Here is a 17786-nt window from a genome sequence, read left to right as displayed (position 1 = left end):
AGCAGATGAGTAAGCTTGGCGTTACGCTCAGAATACTTAACGCATTTTGAACATATAGATCGGTGCAATTTTACGCTTAGCTTCTCCATAAAAGAGATCTCTTCATATTGACCTCTATCACAAATTTGTCTAGCCTCCTTACAATTAATAAATAGTTTCATGCTTTATAACCAGTTTTCTTCTAAGCAACTCGCCAGTGCTGTACGGGCTCTGTGAATGATCACCCACAAGTTAGACGGCGTAATATCAAATTCTTTACAAATAGTTTCAGTATCCTGCCCTTCGATGGTTTTTTTTCTAAAAATAGCCGCCTGTTTTTCAGGCAACTTCCCTAAACAGGCATAGATCGCCACGCCCAGCTCAGTATTTTCTAGTTCATCTTCAGCAGTACGATCAAAAGGGTCAGCAACACGCTCTTCTAGCCAGTCCCCGCCTTCCTCATCATCGGCGTAATTCATACGCACTTCGGCTTTTCCTTTTTTTGAATTTATCTTGCGATAATAGTCAATTATTTTTCGTTTTAAAATAGAAATCAGCCACGTACGCTCGCTGGCTTCTCCTTTAAAATTTTTCATTGACTTCAATCCTGCCAAAAAGGTTTCAGAAATTATATCTTCGGCCACCTCCTTATCGTTCACCTTTACAATCGTGTAATTGTAGAGGTAATCAGAGTATTTATCCACCCATTTTTGGGGATCGAGTTGGTGGTCTGCCATAATTGGTAAGTCAGTTATAGAACAAGCCGCAAATTTACGTAATTCTCAACAGTAGGCTAAAAGTAAAATTATTTTCGTCAATAGTAACATAAGAAAGCCTTATATCCATCTAAGAAAACTACCTCAGGGCAAGCCTCAGAGCATTACACCCTTTGGCGGCGTCAATAAATCAACCTAATCTGTTACATTTGCTGCTTTAGCAATTCAATATAGTTACGGTGTACGAAAAAACCTTTCCCAATAAACGCTATGCGATCACAGCGCGCTTCTTAAAAAATGCAGTGCCAACAGGGGCTGAAATATTAGATTTGGGAGTTAGTAATCCTTTTTCTGAAATTATGAAAGCTGAAGGATATTCGGTTAAAAACACGGGCGGAGAAGATCTCGATCTTGATACGTCTGCCGTTAAAAACACCAACGCTGAGGTGGTGACTGCTTTTGAGATCTTTGAACATATGCTGGCACCGTATCAGGTTTTAAAAGACATTAAGGCTACTAAGCTTGTGGCAAGTATTCCACTCAGGCTCTGGTTTGCTCCCGCATATCGTAGTAAAACCGATATGTGGGATAGGCATTATCACGAGTTTGAAGATTGGCAGTTTGACTGGCTTTTAGAAAAATCAGGTTGGGACATCAAAAAGCGGGAAAAATTTACACATCCGGTAAAAAAAATAGGTTTTAGACCTTTACTTCGACTTTTTACCCCACGCTATTACCTTATTTACGCAGAGCGAAAATGAAACTAGTAATCATCATACCGGCATATAATGAGGCTGCACTAATCGGCAAAACCTTAGACTCGCTTCTGGGACAATGTTTTTCGGCAGAAAAAATAATCATTGTTGATGACGGAAGCACAGATCAAACTCCTGATGTCGTTATGAAGTACGCTGAAAAGAATCCTTCCATTCAACTGATACAGAAATCTTCTGAAGCTGCCCATTTACCCGGAAGCAAAGTCGTGCAGGCATTTAATTACGGTTTGGAGCGTTTAGATACTGATTATGACATACTGTGCAAGTTTGATGCAGATTTGATTTTTCCTGAAAACTATTTAGAAACCGTCGTAAAGGCTTTTGAACAAAATCAAAATCTGGGCATGTACGGTGGTTTTTGCTATGTGGAGCGCAACGGCTCTTGGGAACTCGAAAACCTTACTAATAAAGATCACATCCGCGGCGCGCTCAAAAGTTATCGAAAAGCTTGTTTTGAAGCCATTGGCGGACTCAAAACAGCGATGGGATGGGATACTTTAGACGAGTTGCTGGCGCAATATCACGGCTGGGAAGTTGCTACGAATGAAACGCTGCACGTAAAACATTTAAAACCTACCGGGCACACGTATTCAGCAAAAGCAAAATATAAGCAAGGCGAGGCCTTCTACGGGATGCGTTACGGACTCGCGCTTACTGCAATCGCTTCAGGTAAATTGGCGTTTAGAAAGAAAAGCTTCAAGCTCTTTAGAGACTACCTCAACGGCTATTTTAAGGCACAAAAAAAACACCTTCCGTTTTTGGTTACCCAAGAAGAAGGTGCTTTTATAAGAAAGCTCCGCTGGAAAAAGATCAAGGAGAAATTATTTTAAAAAAACCACTCTACTCTGAGTAGTGCCATAGTCCCACGAAGCGTGTATGAACTAGACAGTAGTTGATTCTCGTTTACAGCGTACAACTGATACTCTTTAATATTAAATATATTATTGAGTGCTAAGCTGATATCGACATCTTTTTTTGCTAAGGCATATTTCAAATTTAGATCACAAAACAAATATTGCAGCGCTTCCTGTTCGCCTTGATCCATATAACTGTGTTTTAAATCAATTCCTAGCTGAAAACCTTGAAAAGGTTGAATACTCAAACTCCCTTCCTGATCTACTCTAAAAGTTTGATAGTTTAAGTTATCACTAGATCCCTCGCTTACTTTAGTTGTACTAAAAATTAAGCGTGGTTTGTAAGTAAAAGTCAATTTCTTGAAGAACTTTTTATTGAACTGTGTTGATAAAATAAATGAGTTATTTGTAAAAGGCACTAATTTATCATTAATTAGCCTGTTAAAGATTGAATGGTTATACCCAGATTTGAAAGAAAGCGCGTTTCTTAGCGCAAACACATATTTACTGAAACTCAAATTTGCACTATACGTCTTCGTCTCGTTACTTATGGGTAAACTGACAATGGTCTGTATATCATCTTCAATGGTATAACTCAATATCGAATTTGTTTGACTTTTCTCGTAAGACAATCCTGCATTTAAAAACAACAGTGCTACAGACTTTTCAAATTTATAATTGAGACCATACGACTGTCTCCGGGTTTCCTGCAGATCAGCCTCATTTGATTCTAAAAACCGGTAATTGCGTAAAACAGCGCCTCTAAAGACTTGTGTAATGTTTCCAAAGGTTTTTCCATATGCATAACGCGCTGTTAGTTCTTCTTCAGCAGCTATTTTGTACTTAACGCTGACTTCTGGATTGATAAAAAAGTCTGTCTTTTTTTTATCCAGTTCGTAAGCTTTATCCTGATAAAAAAGTGTCTGAAATATTACAGGTATATTTAATGAGGCTTCAAAATTTGTAGTAGCAAACTGATAGGATGGTTTGAAATAAACTTGCTGCCTCAACCATTGCAGATTGTTCCCGGAATCCATTTGAAACTCTTCAACCTGATCATTATTCCTAAAACTCAAACCACTTTCTAAACGCTGACTTTCTATCAAATAGCCTAATTGATATTGTTGCTTAAAAATTTTACTTCCTTTTATGTAGGACACATAAGCATTTGAATTAAAAGTGGGTAATCTAAACGATTGATTCACCTCATCATTCATCCCCATAAATCCGGGTATTTCAGAATTATAACCCTCTCCTATACTCAGTTCTTTATCGTTTGTACTGTATTGGGATAACCAGCGAACCTCAAACACCCCTTCATTTTTTAACTGAGGTATCCAGTTAAAATCATTAGAAAACATCCAAGATTTTTGTTGGAGTTCCTGAGCAAAGTTTTGGCGGTTAGAAACTATCCCTGCATCACTGTTTTTTTGATCAACATTAAAGCTCAACTTGTTTTGAAAAAAACTGGTCTCTTTGTTTTTCAGAATATTCAACGTGCTATTAAACAAAAGAGGCCTTTGGGTAATGCGTTGATCTTCAGAATAGGATAGCGTATCTGTCGCAGTAAAATTTGCAACCCTACTGTTATAGCTCAAAACATTAGTATCAGTAAACGCCTGTACATTTAATTTAAGTTGTAAGCCGCTATCTGTAGTATACAGGTTATTTAGATTAACAACTTTAGATTTATTGAAATAATAGGTTGATAAAGGTACATCTGGTGCGCTTACCGTACCCAGTGATAAAGAAAAAGCAGCAGGGTCCTGGCTGATATCAGAACGTAAGTCTGCATCGCCCAATCGCTTAAAATCTGCCCGGTAATCAACCGCCGCATTATTAATCGCAACCGTATTGAGCATTTTTATACGTTTATTGAGTAGTATAGGTGTAATTGAAAGATCATAAAGCCCAGGCGCGCCTGCGGCAAGGTCTGCTTTTGTAGAAACCGCCATACTATTCTCGTCCTTAAGAACAAGGTTCATTGCAACTTTTTCTGTGAGCACCTTTTCTTGAAGCACCTTGATATGCTGATGGTTTTTAATGACATCTACCCCTTGAATATCCTCTTTGCGTATTGCCTTAGTCGCGAGACCATATCTGCCATCCATTAGGTCATCTCCCTGAATATAAAGATTTGAAACTTTCTCTCCATTAAAATAAATCGCACCGTCATCACCTACTTGTACTCCCGGCATACGCTTTAACACATCTCCTATACTACGATCTTCTGCCTTCTGAAAACTAGAAACTCTGTATTTTAAAGTATCGCCACTGCGTTTAACTACCGGCCTATTCTTTATTACGATTTCATCTAATGCAGTAGCATCAGGCTCCAGAACAAATCGATACTCATCTTTAGCATCAGCCAGTTCTATTTGTTGGGTCTTAAAACCTAAATAATTTACTTCTAAAAAGATTTGCGATTCACCATTTAATACGGGAAGCACCAGCTCAAAATAGCCCTGATTATCTGAAATGGTATAGGCTAGAATATCACCAGAATCATTTGACACTAAAGTAACACTTGCTCTATCAAGCCTCTCAGAATTTTCACCGGTGACCGTTCCGGTTATTGATCTATTTTGTGCCATTGCTATAAATCCCAGAAAAAAAATCCCCACAAAGGAAATGTGGAGAACAGTTCTCTTAATGAGTTGTATGATATAGCCCTGTCGTAAAATATTAGTCTAATTCTAAAGGATTGTATTCTTCTATCTTATCAAGAGAACGGTTGCTGGGATCTTCCATATTCATTATGGCAACCTGAGTGTCTGGAAAAACTGCATTTAAAACGCCAATAGGATCTTTAATAAATGAAAGTTCTAACCTGTGTAATTCTTTAGCGTTAACAGGTATTGCCAATTGTGGATTTAACTGAAAAGTCTCTGTAGTTTCTTCAGGATCTGTAGTACGCGTTAATTCTTTAAATATAAATTGTACTTCTTCTTTTAAATCTCGTGCCTCCAGAATCAAACCCGGTAATCCTCCCAATTTCCAAGGTCCATTTTGAAAAGGTAAATCTGTGGTAAACCAAGCTTCGTAGGTACGACCAGCATAATCACCTAAAGCTTTTTGACAGCTATAGCCTCCAAGTTCTTTTTTCTCTTTTGTAATCTTCCAATTTATGTCTGGTATCTTACTGTTCAATAAGTAGGTTTTATTACCTAAAAAGGTGTACTGTGTTAGCGCTTGTTCTTTTAGGTTTTTTAAGGTTTCTTCGCGTAAAAACACACCTCCATTATTCACCAGTAAACCCAACCCGCCTACTACGGTGGTTGTAGAAGAAGCAGACGCAGTGCTTTGCAACTGTTCTTGCTGGGCTAGTAATGCAGGTTTATTATTGTTATAAACGTAAAGGGTTGTATACCGACTCGTATTTTTAGCGAGGGACAGTACCATATCTGCTACGTAAGGAGATTCAGGATTGGAAAGATCACGCACGTGTTTAAATTCATAAACAACATTGAGCACGGTTGTCTCCTGCCCCTTAACCTGAAATAAAATACTGAAAAATAATCCAGTAAATATTAAAAACCTCACCATAAGTTTACTCTTATTCTGGTTCATGACTTATTAGCTTTAAATAATTCCTTTTGACATCTGAATCCTTTGTAGGGTCACCTTTAGCAAGAATTTTACCAAATGTATCTGTCAACGCAGTAAACTTCCCGTGCTCACTTATCAAAGAATCATTTTGCCGAATAAATACATTATTAATATCTAAATATAGTGGAATTGAAATAGCCCCTAATTTATCACTCTCAACCAGATATTTTAAAAGCTCAAAGTTGTCTTTTGAATAACAAATGGGTAAAACAGAAACTCCTTTTGATTTTAATTCCAAAGCAACAGTATTCCACTTTTCAATATTAATTAAGCAAGTGGCACAGCTTACATCAATCAAAGTATAAACTCTATAACCTTCGTGAATAGATTCAAATTCTATTAATTTCTCCTCCAGAGTTTGAGTATTATATTTAATTATTTCTACGGGGACCTTAACATTCTCTATTTTGCTATTGCTTGCACCATTGGCACAAGATGCTATAAGAAGAATTACACTAGCAAGTATTAAAAATCTACTCATCAGTCAGTTGGCCCTTTTTAATCAATTTCCCTTTAGGATCATATGTATAAATTGTACGATCATCACTAGTCACTGCAAAGTCACGGGAATACTCCGGTAATTCTAAACGCTCTATAGGATTTCCATCCCAATCGTATTTATAAATATACTTCCCGTATGAGCGATTTATACCCTCATGGTTGTTACCTGAATATAAAAGGTATATATATTCATTGGTTGTTTTACCTCTTACAAAAGCATATCTCGTATCGTTCCCCCTTGCGCTGATGTTTGCGTCATCATAGCCTTTCATTACAATTAAATCAGGATCAAAATTATCAGGCCCTTTTATTACTTTATAACTGCCATCAGACAGATTAACTATTTGTATGCGATCTGCATATCGTGCAGCTAAAACAGCCTTAGACTTATCCGGTTTTACATATAAAAAACTCTCATAAGCAGTTTTCTCTGCTTTTGTCACGGACTGATCTGGCCAGGTTTCTGAGTAAGGCACATACCGCTTTTCTACTGTACCGCTTAGTAAATTAATTTCTTCAAGCCAATAGGGAGAATTATAATTACCACTTGTTAATAGCGTATTACTATCAAGCAGTTGTACATCATAGTAATTATCAGGTAATTTGTAAAATCGAGATTGTTTAAAACTACTGTCATATAATGTTGAATACTTATACATCATAAGACCACTTTTTACAACATCATGAATCCAAATATCATTTGCATAATAATCATACCTCATAAAGCCTAATACTTCATCTGATTTTCTACCCGACTTCACAAACTCCCCTATAGCTTTTTGAGTAACCAAATCGTACTTAATAAGGTTATTTGATTCATTCGCAATTTTTATTACCAGTAAGGAATCATTATAGATGTTGAATCGATCTACAGAAAAATCGCCTATAGAAAAGAACTCCTCAAGTTCAATTGATTTATTAACTGGAAACTTTTCAAAAGTAGTAGACCATGCATCTAGAGAACTTTTCTGAGAATTACACGAATAAAATTGGATAAACACAAACACAAAAAAAAATCTCATACTCTAAAATTAAAAAGCACTTCTAAAATATTAGAAATGCTCTAAATTAAAAACACCAAACTAATACTATTGGTCGCCCTTTAAAGGTGGTGAATCATAATAGCATGATGTTTCACCAGAAGTACATCTCATGACAACAACGTTTCTATAAACCTCACTAACTGTACAACTATCAGTGTCTTCACCGGTATATGAACAATTATTCGCTGTTCGTTCAGTAAAAACAGTTAAAGCACTGGCAATTGTGAAACTAAACAGCAACATTAGTGCCATTATAGTATTTTTCATGTTTAAATACCTCATAATTAAAATTTTAAATGTTAATAATAAACAATATTATGAATTATGAATTATGAATTATGAATTATAATTCATAATGTTAACATATTGTTAAAATAGTTAATTGTCAGCGTGAATTTTCATCCATTTCAGGTATTTCCCTATTTCAACACTTCAGAAATCACTGTTCCGGTGGCGCCGTTAGGGTCTTGAATTCCTAAAAGTGCAGCCACGGTTGGAGCGATATCAGTGATTACCGTTTGCTCAAATGTATGACCATTTTTAATTCCGTTTCCGTAGAATAACAAAGGTACGTGCGTATCATAACTGTACGATGTTCCGTGAGAAGAACCTGTAGGACCACCGGTTAAATAGCCCGGATCAAGAATAAAGAACACATCACCACTACGCTCTTGATCGAAACCTTTTTGTACCAAAGCAGCTACACCGCTATCGTAAGATCCTTGCTCCATTTGAGCGCGCGTATACACTTTGCTGATGTTGTTATGCTGAAGTGCAAAATGCTTTATGTCTTTCTGTAAAGCTTCGGCGTCGATACTTTCATCAGCCAGCACGGTATATCTAAAAAATACCTGATCGTTAGAAATATCCTCGATCAAATCATCACGTCCATATTTCTGCTGAATAAAAGCCTCCAATTCCTTTCTAAAACTGCGCATATCAAAATAGCCTGAAGGAATTTTATTATCACTTAAAAAAGAAGGAACATGAACCGCCGCGTGATCAGCAGTTAGAAATACGGAGTAATTTCCTTTACCTACTTTTTTATCTAATGCCTCTAAGAGTCTTGCGATCTCAAGATCCAGACGCACATAGGTATCTTGAACCTCTTTAGAATTCACTCCAAAATTGTGTCCTACATAATCGGTACAGCTGTAACTTACTGCAAGAAAATCGGTATCTGCATCTTGGCCAAGATCTTCGCCATCTAGAGCAGCAAGTGCAAAATCTGTAGTGATCGAGTTTCCGTAAGGCGTTGTTTTCAAAATACTGTAACCGCCATTCTCTTTTCCTAATTTCTTTAAGTCATAAGGAAATGTTGCTGTTTCTTTTCCTCTAAAACCTCCTTCATAAGCATTAAGATCTTCACCACTTTCTATATAAGTTTTGATTGGTTTATAGGTATCCCAATCCTTCATATAAGCCTTAGCCGGCTTTTTCTTATTAAAATCTTTCACCCATTTTGGCAATTCATCCATATAATAGGTGCTGGTGATAAAAACGCCTTCGTCTCCTCCCTGAAACCAATAGGCGCCATTTGCAGTGTGCCCTGCCGGAAGAATCGCACCACGATCTTTAATCGAAATCCCGATGGTTTTTCCGCGCATTTGAGTGTGCAATCTATTTTGATCTGTGATCGTAGAAGTGCGCATACGTCGTGGAGACATTTGTCCGGGACCAACATCGGTTGTCCCAACAGAAGCTACAGTGGTATCTTCGGCACAATACACATCCTTTTTCTCAAATTTATTATACCAACTGTTTGAAATGATCCCATGATTTTGCGGAGTAGTTCCCGTGTAAATCGAAGTATGCCCGGGTGCCGTTTTGGTTGGCATATAATTATAGTGGTTGTTTCGGCAATCAAAGCCTTCATTCTGGAGGCGTTTAAATCCGTCTTCTCCGTATTGATTTTCAAATCGTGTAAGATAGTCGTAGCGCATTTGGTCAACCACAATACCTACAACAAGTTTAGGCTTTTGCGAAGCTTCTTGAGCAAATGATACAGTACCGGCTAAAGCGACAAAACCAAGCGCCAGCGACTTTAAGGGTAATAAATTCATTAGTTAAATTTTTAGACACACAAAGCTAAAGCATAAGAGGCAAGATGTAAGTTTAAGTTAATCTTAAATATGCATCCCGCCTATTTTTGCTATTTTTAGACCTGAAAAAATAACTATGGGATACCTGAAAGAGATAGGTCTTTATTTTATGATGCTTAAGGGTGTTTTTATCAAGCCCACCAAAACATCTGTTCTACGTAATTTAGTTCTTAAAGAGATCGACGACCTTATCATTGGCTCTTTAGGTATTGTCTGTTTCATCTCCTTTTTTGTGGGCGGTGTGGTTGCAATTCAAACCGCATTGAATATGGACAACCCTATTCTTCCTAAGTCGCTCATTGGTTTTGCCTCGCGACAATCTATAATCTTAGAATTTGCTCCAACATTCATTTCTATCATTATGGCAGGTAAAGTGGGTTCTTTTATCACCTCCAGCATAGGTACGATGCGTGTTACCGAGCAGATTGATGCATTAGAAGTTATGGGGATCAACTCCCTCAATTATCTGGTTTTTCCTAAAATAGTCGCGATGTTGTTCTATCCGTTTGTGATCGCAATTGCTATGTTTTTAGGAATTCTCGGCGGATACACTGCGGCAGTTTTAGGTGGTTTTGCTACCGGAGATCAATTTATTCAAGGTTTACAGGAAGATTTTGTTCCCTTTCAGCTGGTTTATGCGTTTATAAAAACTTTTGTTTTTGCAGTTCTATTGGCTACTATCCCATCGTATTTTGGGTATTATATGAAAGGTGGCGCGCTTGAAGTAGGTAAAGCAAGTACCACATCTTTTGTATGGACGAGTGTATTCATCATTCTTTCAAATTATCTAATCACCCAATTACTCCTAAGCTAATGATCGAAGTTAAAGAATTAAAGAAAGGATTTGGCGGAGATGAATTAGTCTTAAAAGGAATCTCTACCACATTTGACAAAGGAAAAACCAACTTGATCATTGGTCAAAGTGGTTCTGGTAAAACCGTATTTTTAAAATGCCTTTTAGGTCTTTTTAGACCTACGGAAGGTAAAATTTTATATGATGGGCAAGCGTACTCTGAATTATCTTCAGAAAAGCAACGCACGTTACGCGAGCAAATGGGAATGGTTTTTCAAGGCAGCGCTTTGTTTGACTCGATGACGGTTGAAGAAAACATTATGTTTCCGCTAAAGATGTTTACCAAACAACGTAAAGCAGAACGCCGGGAACGTGCCAATGAAGTAATCAAACGAGTAAACTTAATCAATGCTAATAATAAGCTTCCGTCAGAAATTTCAGGAGGGATGCAAAAGCGTGTTGCGATTGCACGCGCCATTGTAAACAACCCAAAGTATTTGTTTTGTGATGAACCAAACTCTGGTTTAGATCCACGTACCGCGACACTCATTGACAACCTTATTCAAGAGATCACACACGAGTATGAGATCACCACCATCATCAATACGCACGACATGAACTCGGTGATGGAAATTGGTGAAAAGATCGTTTTTCTACAAAAAGGACATCTGGCCTGGGAAGGTTCTAAAGAAACCATCTTTAAAGCCGACAATGATGACGTGACCAATTTTGTATATTCTTCAGATCTGTTTAAAAAAGTGCGCGAAGCGGTTCTTAAAGAGAATCAATAACGCGCTACCGAAAGGGTATCCAGATTATATTTCACTTTTAACCAAGCTTTCAATTTTGCCTCCTCATTACGTTTTGTGCGCTCTGAAAGTGAAGGTTTCCATTCTATCAAAAATGTAGGTATCGTATCTGCTTTTTCAAAATTGGTATTGATCGTATTTGAAAAACCAAAGCGTGCGATATTCTCATAATTTATATGCACCTCTTCACTCAAGCTCTGAAAAGGCAAAGCCGAAGCTTTAAGCCGATTGATCTCATCTTCCAGCAACTGTATTTGCGAATTCTTATCTGCCAACGCCTGCTGATTGTTTACATACAAATCTTCAAGAATACCAGATTTTACGGCGCTAGAAAGCTGCTCTGCCATTTGCGACGACTGATCTGATCCTTGATGAATTTTCAAACTTACATCAGCAAGAGAGGCATCTTCGGTTAATTGCGTGTACCATTCTTCGATCTTCGCTTTCGGAACCAAAGCACCGATCAAGTACACATCTATTCGTTTTGATTTATAATCCTGCGAAAACTTAACCACCTCTGCACCTTCATAACGTATTACGCGGGTGACATAATCTTTAGTTGCTGAAGTAAACACTTGCTCTTTATACAGAATATAAAACAGATACAAACTTGGAATCATCACCACCAATGCGATCAAAGACGCCATTTGAGTCACAAAGCGTCTGCGTTTAGAATTGGCATACTTCACCATTGGGAAGCGTAAAAATTTAGCTACCAAAAACGTAGAAAGCGCTATAAAAACGGCATTGATCGAGAAGAGATAAAACGCCCCCGCATAATAATGCCATTCTCCCATAGCAAGACCATAACCCACTGTACAAAGCGGTGGCATTAAAGCCGTCGCGATCGCTACACCAAAAATCACACTGGCGATAGTCCCTTTTTTAGTTTTAGCAACAATAAGGGCTAGCCCACCAAAAATAGCCACCAAAACATCTAAAATGGTTGGGTAGGTTCGCGCTTCAAGTTCAGGAGTGAGCTCAGAGATAGGAGAAACTGCGAAATAAAGCGTAGCGGTAAGCACACTTAGAATGATCATAACCGCAAGGTTAATGAGTGATCGCTTTAGCGTTTCTATATCGTTAATAGCAAGAGAAAGTCCGATACCTACAATAGGTCCCATAAGTGGAGAGATAAGCATCGCTCCTATTACCACCGCGGTACTGCTCACATTTAAACCAATGGAAGCAACAAAAATGGAAAAGATCAAAATCCAGGCGTTATGCCCTTTGAACGATATATCCTTTTTTACCGCCTCAATGGTTGAATCCCGATCGGTATCGCTCCGAATGTCTAATAATTCTGATAAAAATACGCGTACGCTGCGCCATAGGCTCTTAGCATCACGTTTTACCGCCTCATTAGAAACATTATCCTCTACTTTCTTTTGTTCTTCCATGGAATATTAAACCAAGTCTGACCCAAATTGTTGTTCAACTTCAGCACGTATAATTTTTACGTCTTGCTCTTTGGCTTTGGGCATAATTACCAAAACCTCATCGCTATCTACCACGATATAATCCTTGAGTCCTTCTACGACAACTACTTTTCCTTTTTCTGAACGAATAAGATTGCCTTGCGCTTCACGCAACACCGTTTTAGCATTTACAATGACATTTTTATCCTGATCTTTTTCTAAGTTGTCGTAAAGTGCGCCCCAAGCTCCTAGATCACTCCAATCAAATGTTGCCGGGATCACCCCAACGTGACCACTTTTCTCAAGAATACCGTAATCAATACTGATATTCTCTGCTTTGGCATAGTTGTCCAAAATAAATTGCTGCTCTGCTTCGGTATTTAAAGCCTCAAAACCTGAATTGAACAACGCATACATTTCCGGAAGGTATTTCTCAAAAGCTTCGATAATGGCTCTGGCGCTCCAGATAAAGATTCCAGCATTCCAGGAATAATTTCCTTCTGCTAAAAACTGTTTAGCCGTTTCATAATCCGGTTTTTCCTTAAAAGCCTCCACCCCTTTTACAGCGGCAGTTGAAGCATTATACTGAATGTAGCCGTAGCCGGTATGCGGAAATGTAGGTTCGATACCCAAGGTAACCAGCAATTTTTCTTCCGAAGCATCTTTGGCACACGCTTCAAAAGCTGTATTTAAGTCCGTTAAAAAGGCTTTCTCATTTTCGATCCAGTGATCGCTCGGTGCCACGATCATTACTCCGTCAGGATTGGCTTTATAGATCTTTAACGCAGCTAGCAAAATACAAGGTGCGGTATTGCGCATCGCAGGTTCTAGAACGATATTCTCATCTCTAACTTCAGGCAGTTGCTCGTTTACCAGGCCTTTGTACTTTTTGTTAGTTAAAACCAACACGTTTTCTGAAGGTACGGTTTGAGACAAGCGTCCAAAAGTGCGCTGGATCAAGGTTTCTCCGGCACCTAAAATATCATGAAATTGCTTAGGATAACTTGCTTTACTCAGTGGCCAAAAACGGGAACCTACGCCCCCGGCCATTATAATTGCATAGTAGTTGTGGTTTGTCATCTGGTGTTATTAAGTTAAAAGTTCAACCTCGGCGTTAGGTTGAAACAAGTATACTTTTCCTGTAGCGGTCTCTACACATTCATACCGCTTTATGCGACGTTCTCCTTTTTTAAAAACTTTGCCGTTGTAGAGTTTAAAGAGACTACCTCTCGGAATTTCAAATATATAGTTTTTATCGTTGGGAGGATCAAATTGCTTGAGCGCCAAAGATAATTTAGCATCTGTATCGCTACTCGCTTTGGGATTTTTAAAGTGATTGGCGATAACCGGTAAGAGTTGCTTCGGAAAGATCTCAGGTCGTATAAACGGCAGCATTAAATTCTGAAACGTGTACTTCCACTCTTTTCCGTGAGGCTTAATTCGGTTACCAAATTTCACAAAAGCCACTAAATGGGCGATCTCGTGAATTAAGGTTATCAAAAAACGATACGAATTTAAATTGGTATTCACGGTGATTTGATGTCCGCCGTTCGGCAAACGCCTATAGTCCCCGTGACGGGTAACACGCTCATCAACAATCTTAAGGTGAACACCAAAGTTCTTGATCAACTCAAAAACGGGATCCACCGCTTGTTCTGGTATGTATTTCCGTAAAATCTGCTTCATAGTCTATGGCGTAGAAGCCGAAACCTGTAAAACTTTTCCGTTATAAAATGCGTTTCCGGTAAGCGCAAAGTTTTTAATATACGCTGCCATCTCCTGAGCAGAAAGTGGCGCTTGATACCCCGGAAAGGCTTCTTCTAGCATTTCGGTTTGTACAGCACCTAAAGCCAATACGTTAAATGCGATTCCTTTTTCTTTATACTCTTCAGCAAGCAACTCGCTTAAAGTGATCACCGCACCTTTACTCGAACTGTAAGCCGCAAGACCGGCAAATTTCACACTGCCTTGTATGCCACCCATACTGCTCACTGTTACCACGTGACTTCCTGACTTCATAAAAGGTAATACGGCCTGCGTCAAAGTTGCAACTCCAAAAACATTAACCTCATAAACTTTCTGAAAGTCTGATTGTGTAAGACTTTCAAAGGGTTTATTAATCAATGCTCCGGCATTATGAATCAAAACATCAGCACTACCTCCCCATTCAGTCTTTACAAAAGACGCTACTTTATGTAAATCTTCAGTCTTAGATATATCAAAGGGAAGAGCCTCAATGCGCTCTAATGCTTGTTCTTTTAAAGGCTTCTCATTGCGGGACAAGGCCAATACGTGATGCCCTTCTATAGCAAATTGTTTAGCCATCTCAAAACCAATTCCACGGCTCGTTCCGGTAATTATTATCTTCTTACTCATTCCAAATAATTTCTTGAGACGCGCTATTTGCCATACCTTCAACTCCCGGAATCAACTGATTCACAATATTCGCCACGTGTTCAAAATTCATAGCAGCTGCCTCATCTCCAACTTTATGATAATGATCAAAGTTGGTAAAATCAAAAGTTGAAACCGTCTGCGCCGGAATTTTAAACTGCTCATAAAAAGCATAATTATCACTGCGCTTAAACAAATTGTACTGCTTTGCCTGTGGTAAAAAACCCATCACTTTAGCTCCTGCATACGCATTGAATTTTTGTGCCATATTACTGTGCTCATAACCGGTGAGGTAAAGCGAATAATCTTTGTCAGTCATTGGCACACCAATCATCTCTATATTAAACATCACATACGGATTGATATTCGTTGTTTTTAGGCGCTCCGCCAGATGCGCTGATCCCAGCAAGCCCATTTCTTCAGCAGAAAAGAGTGCAAAAATAATACTGCGCTTATTGGTCTTTGATTGTGCAAAATACTTCGCCAACTCAATAACTGCAGAAGTTCCTGATGCATTATCGTTAGCACCATTTGCAATGGTATCAGCTCCAACAGTATCAGCAGTACCGATATGATCGTAATGCGCCCCAATGACAATAAATTCGTTTTTCAACTCAGCATCGGTTCCTTCAAGCATACCGACTACATTATATCCATCTAAACCTTTAGCATCAAACTTATCCCGATACGAAGTAAAATAAGGCTTTACTCCTGCTTGTTGAAATTCTTTAATGATATAATTAGCCGCCTCATCGATTCCTTCTGTTCCTGTTTTTCTTCCGGCAAGGGCATCTGAAGCTAAAAATTCAATGTGTTTTTTAATAGCTGAAGCGCTAACGTTCTTTTTAAAAGTAACAGCATTAGGATTGGGCGCCGCCGATGTTGTTATGCTTTCTGCAGGCTCATTTGAAACGACATATCCTTTTGAAGCATTTGCTGCTGCCGCTGCATCTACCTGACGCACTTCGGGAGTGCTTCCGCAACTTAAAACGGTCAAACTAATTAGACCTAAAATAATCTTATTCATACGTTCAATATAAAAAAACCCATCAAATACTGATGGGTTTTTAAGTTATCTATTTTTAAAATGCTTGCTTAATTAAGCCAACATCAATACCGGATTCTCGATATAGGTTTTCAATGTTTGTAAAAACTGAGCACCTGTAGCACCATCAATAGTACGGTGATCACAAGCCATAGATAAAGTCATCGTATTACCTACTACAATTTTACCATCTTTCACAACCGGCTTCTCAATGATCGAACCTACTGATAAGATCGCTGAGTTAGGCTGATTAATGATCGAAGTAAAGTTTGTAATACCAAACATTCCCAGGTTAGAAATGGTAAAGGTACTTCCTTGCATTTCTTCTGGCTTCAGTTTTTTGTTACGTGCTTTACCTGCAAGCTCTTTTACTTCAGCATTGATTTGCTGTAAAGACTTCTCATTTGCAAATTCAACAACAGGAACTACAAGTCCGTCTGGTACAGCAACTGCAACACCAATGTGCACGTGTTTGTTTAAACGCATCTTATCGTCAAACCATTGAGAGTTCACTTGAGGATGCTGTTTTAAAGCGATAGAAACCGCTTTAATAATCATATCATTGTACGACACTTTAGTATCCGGAAGCTGGTTAAACTGACTGCGGAAGGCAATCATATTTTCCATGTCAAACTCTACATTCAAGTAGTAATGCGGTGCTGTGAATTTAGATTTACCAAGAGACTTGGCGATCGCTTTACGCATTTGAGAATTATTTACATCCTCATAGCTTTCTTCACCTGTAGCAACAAATTGCTGCACACCTGCTCCTGAAGCTGCCGGAGTATAGTTCTCAATATCTTTGCGCACTACACGACCATTCTCTCCACTTCCCGGAACTTTAGCAAGATCAATACCTTTTTCTTCAGCTAGTTTCTTAGCTAATGGTGAAGCAAAAATACGGCCATCGCTAGATGAAGTATTTTTTGTAGGTTTTGAATCTTCTTTTTTAGGAGCCTCCTTTTTAGGAGCTTCTTTCTTAGCTTCCTCTTTCTTCGAAGCCTCCTTTTTAGGCTTTTCTTCTTTCTTAGGCGCTTCTTTTTTAGCTCCTCCAGATTTGAAATTGCTGATCACTCCAGAAACATCGGTTCCGTCTTCACCAATGATCGCAAGAAGTGCATCCACTTTTGCAGTTTCGCCTTCTTGAATCCCGATATGAAGTAAAGTTCCTTTATAAAACGACTCAAATTCCATTGTCGCTTTATCGGTTTCTATTTCTGCAAGAATATCACCTTCATCAACGCTGTCTCCTTCTTTTTTTAACCAAGAAGCAACAGTACCTTCTTCCATCGTATCACTAAGACGTGGCATCGTTACCACCTCAACACCTTCAGGAATTTCTGAACCGGCGTCATCAGAAGCTTCTTCTTCTGATGTATCATCGCTCTCTTCTTCACTTGAGGCTTCAGCATCATCTGCACTATCATTTTCTGAAGTTTTTTCTTCACCTTCAGATCCTGAATCTGCATCAGCGCTTCCGTCGATCAAACCAGAAATATCTTCTCCTTCTTCACCAATGATCGCAAGAAGTGCATCAACATTTGCAGTCTCGCCTTCTTCAATACCAATATGCAACAGCGTTCCTTCATAAAATGACTCGAACTCCATCGTTGCTTTATCTGTTTCGATCTCAGCAAGGATATCACCTTCTTCTACTTTATCACCTTTTTTCTTTAGCCAAGATGCAACGGTTCCTTCTTCCATTGTATCACTAAGGCGGGGCATCTTAATTACTTCTGCCATAATA

The 17786-nt window shown here is 38.6% G+C and carries 16 protein-coding genes; 4 read left to right on the top strand and 12 right to left on the bottom strand.

Annotation, left to right across the window (positions count from 1 at the left end):
* Positions 1 to 164: 164 nt before the first annotated feature.
* The gene (locus HCN54_RS01385) at positions 165 to 716 is read right to left on the bottom strand and encodes a sigma-70 family RNA polymerase sigma factor (RefSeq protein WP_072984163.1); all 552 of its coding nucleotides are present in this window, start codon (positions 714 to 716) and stop codon (positions 165 to 167) included.
* A 218-nt stretch (positions 717 to 934) separates the two neighbouring features.
* Here HCN54_RS01385 and HCN54_RS01380 point away from each other — a divergent pair, with 218 nt between their 5' ends.
* Together HCN54_RS01380 and HCN54_RS01375 are read left to right on the top strand one after the other, a co-directional pair.
* Positions 935 to 1456, top strand: a complete 522-nt coding sequence (locus tag HCN54_RS01380) for a methyltransferase (RefSeq protein ID WP_167596245.1) — start codon at positions 935 to 937, stop codon at positions 1454 to 1456.
* Positions 1453 to 2301, top strand: coding sequence for a glycosyltransferase family 2 protein (locus tag HCN54_RS01375; RefSeq protein WP_167596244.1), 849 nt, complete (start codon positions 1453 to 1455; stop codon positions 2299 to 2301). Before HCN54_RS01380 ends, HCN54_RS01375 begins: the two co-directional genes overlap by 4 nt.
* Here the strand turns inward: HCN54_RS01375 and HCN54_RS01370 are convergent.
* The 5 genes from HCN54_RS01370 to pafA form a co-directional block, all read right to left on the bottom strand.
* On the bottom strand, positions 2298 to 4919 hold the full coding sequence (locus tag HCN54_RS01370) for a TonB-dependent receptor (RefSeq protein WP_167596243.1): 2622 nt from the start codon (positions 4917 to 4919) through the stop codon (positions 2298 to 2300). The two genes, HCN54_RS01375 and HCN54_RS01370, sit on opposite strands and share 4 nt — an antisense overlap.
* A 91-nt stretch (positions 4920 to 5010) precedes the next feature.
* A complete protein-coding gene (locus HCN54_RS01365; RefSeq protein WP_167596242.1) occupies positions 5011 to 5895 on the bottom strand; it encodes a GLPGLI family protein in 885 nt (294 codons plus the stop codon).
* The gene (locus HCN54_RS01360) at positions 5882 to 6415 is read right to left on the bottom strand and encodes a hypothetical protein (RefSeq protein ID WP_167596241.1); all 534 of its coding nucleotides are present in this window, start codon (positions 6413 to 6415) and stop codon (positions 5882 to 5884) included. The genes HCN54_RS01365 and HCN54_RS01360 overlap by 14 nt, the downstream gene beginning before the upstream one ends.
* A complete protein-coding gene (locus HCN54_RS01355; RefSeq protein ID WP_167596240.1) occupies positions 6408 to 7457 on the bottom strand; it encodes a BF3164 family lipoprotein in 1050 nt (349 codons plus the stop codon). Before HCN54_RS01355 ends, HCN54_RS01360 begins: the two co-directional genes overlap by 8 nt.
* A gap of 440 nt (positions 7458 to 7897) precedes the next feature.
* On the bottom strand, positions 7898 to 9541 hold the full coding sequence (gene pafA, locus HCN54_RS01350) for an alkaline phosphatase PafA (protein ID WP_167596239.1): 1644 nt from the start codon (positions 9539 to 9541) through the stop codon (positions 7898 to 7900).
* Positions 9542 to 9656: 115 nt separating this feature from the next.
* Between pafA and HCN54_RS01345 the strand changes: the two genes are divergently transcribed.
* Positions 9657 to 10394, top strand: a complete 738-nt coding sequence (locus HCN54_RS01345; protein ID WP_167596238.1) for an MlaE family ABC transporter permease — start codon at positions 9657 to 9659, stop codon at positions 10392 to 10394.
* Positions 10394 to 11164 carry an ABC transporter ATP-binding protein gene (locus HCN54_RS01340; RefSeq protein ID WP_167596237.1) on the top strand — a complete coding sequence of 257 codons (771 nt, stop codon included), beginning with the start codon at positions 10394 to 10396 and terminating at the stop codon, positions 11162 to 11164. The genes HCN54_RS01345 and HCN54_RS01340 overlap by 1 nt, the downstream gene beginning before the upstream one ends.
* On the opposite strand, the gene HCN54_RS01335 is transcribed toward HCN54_RS01340, so the two are convergent.
* The 6 genes from HCN54_RS01335 to HCN54_RS01310 all read right to left on the bottom strand — a co-directional run bounded on the left by HCN54_RS01335 (position 11158) and on the right by HCN54_RS01310 (position 17782).
* On the bottom strand, positions 11158 to 12582 hold the full coding sequence (locus HCN54_RS01335) for a DUF389 domain-containing protein (protein WP_167596236.1): 1425 nt from the start codon (positions 12580 to 12582) through the stop codon (positions 11158 to 11160). The genes HCN54_RS01340 and HCN54_RS01335 overlap by 7 nt on opposite strands.
* 6 nt (positions 12583 to 12588) lie before the next feature.
* Positions 12589 to 13680 carry a mannose-1-phosphate guanylyltransferase gene (locus HCN54_RS01330; RefSeq protein ID WP_167596235.1) on the bottom strand — a complete coding sequence of 364 codons (1092 nt, stop codon included), beginning with the start codon at positions 13678 to 13680 and terminating at the stop codon, positions 12589 to 12591.
* Between the two features lie 9 nt (positions 13681 to 13689).
* A complete protein-coding gene (locus tag HCN54_RS01325; protein WP_167596234.1) occupies positions 13690 to 14286 on the bottom strand; it encodes a SprT-like domain-containing protein in 597 nt (198 codons plus the stop codon).
* A 3-nt stretch (positions 14287 to 14289) separates the two neighbouring features.
* A complete protein-coding gene (locus HCN54_RS01320; RefSeq protein WP_167596233.1) occupies positions 14290 to 14976 on the bottom strand; it encodes an SDR family NAD(P)-dependent oxidoreductase in 687 nt (228 codons plus the stop codon).
* Complete coding sequence (locus HCN54_RS01315) at positions 14969 to 16021, bottom strand: M28 family metallopeptidase (protein WP_167596232.1); 1053 nt, start codon at positions 16019 to 16021, stop codon at positions 14969 to 14971. Before HCN54_RS01315 ends, HCN54_RS01320 begins: the two co-directional genes overlap by 8 nt.
* Positions 16022 to 16093: 72 nt before the next feature.
* The gene (locus HCN54_RS01310; RefSeq protein WP_167596231.1) at positions 16094 to 17782 is read right to left on the bottom strand and encodes a pyruvate dehydrogenase complex dihydrolipoamide acetyltransferase; all 1689 of its coding nucleotides are present in this window, start codon (positions 17780 to 17782) and stop codon (positions 16094 to 16096) included.
* Positions 17783 to 17786 lie beyond the last annotated feature (4 nt).

It is taken from the genome of Leeuwenhoekiella sp. ZYFB001, assembly GCF_011784865.1.
In the GTDB taxonomy this organism is placed as follows: domain Bacteria; phylum Bacteroidota; class Bacteroidia; order Flavobacteriales; family Flavobacteriaceae; genus Leeuwenhoekiella; species Leeuwenhoekiella palythoae.
Note: the sequence above shows the minus strand (reverse complement) of the source record. Positions and strands in the feature narration are given on the sequence as shown.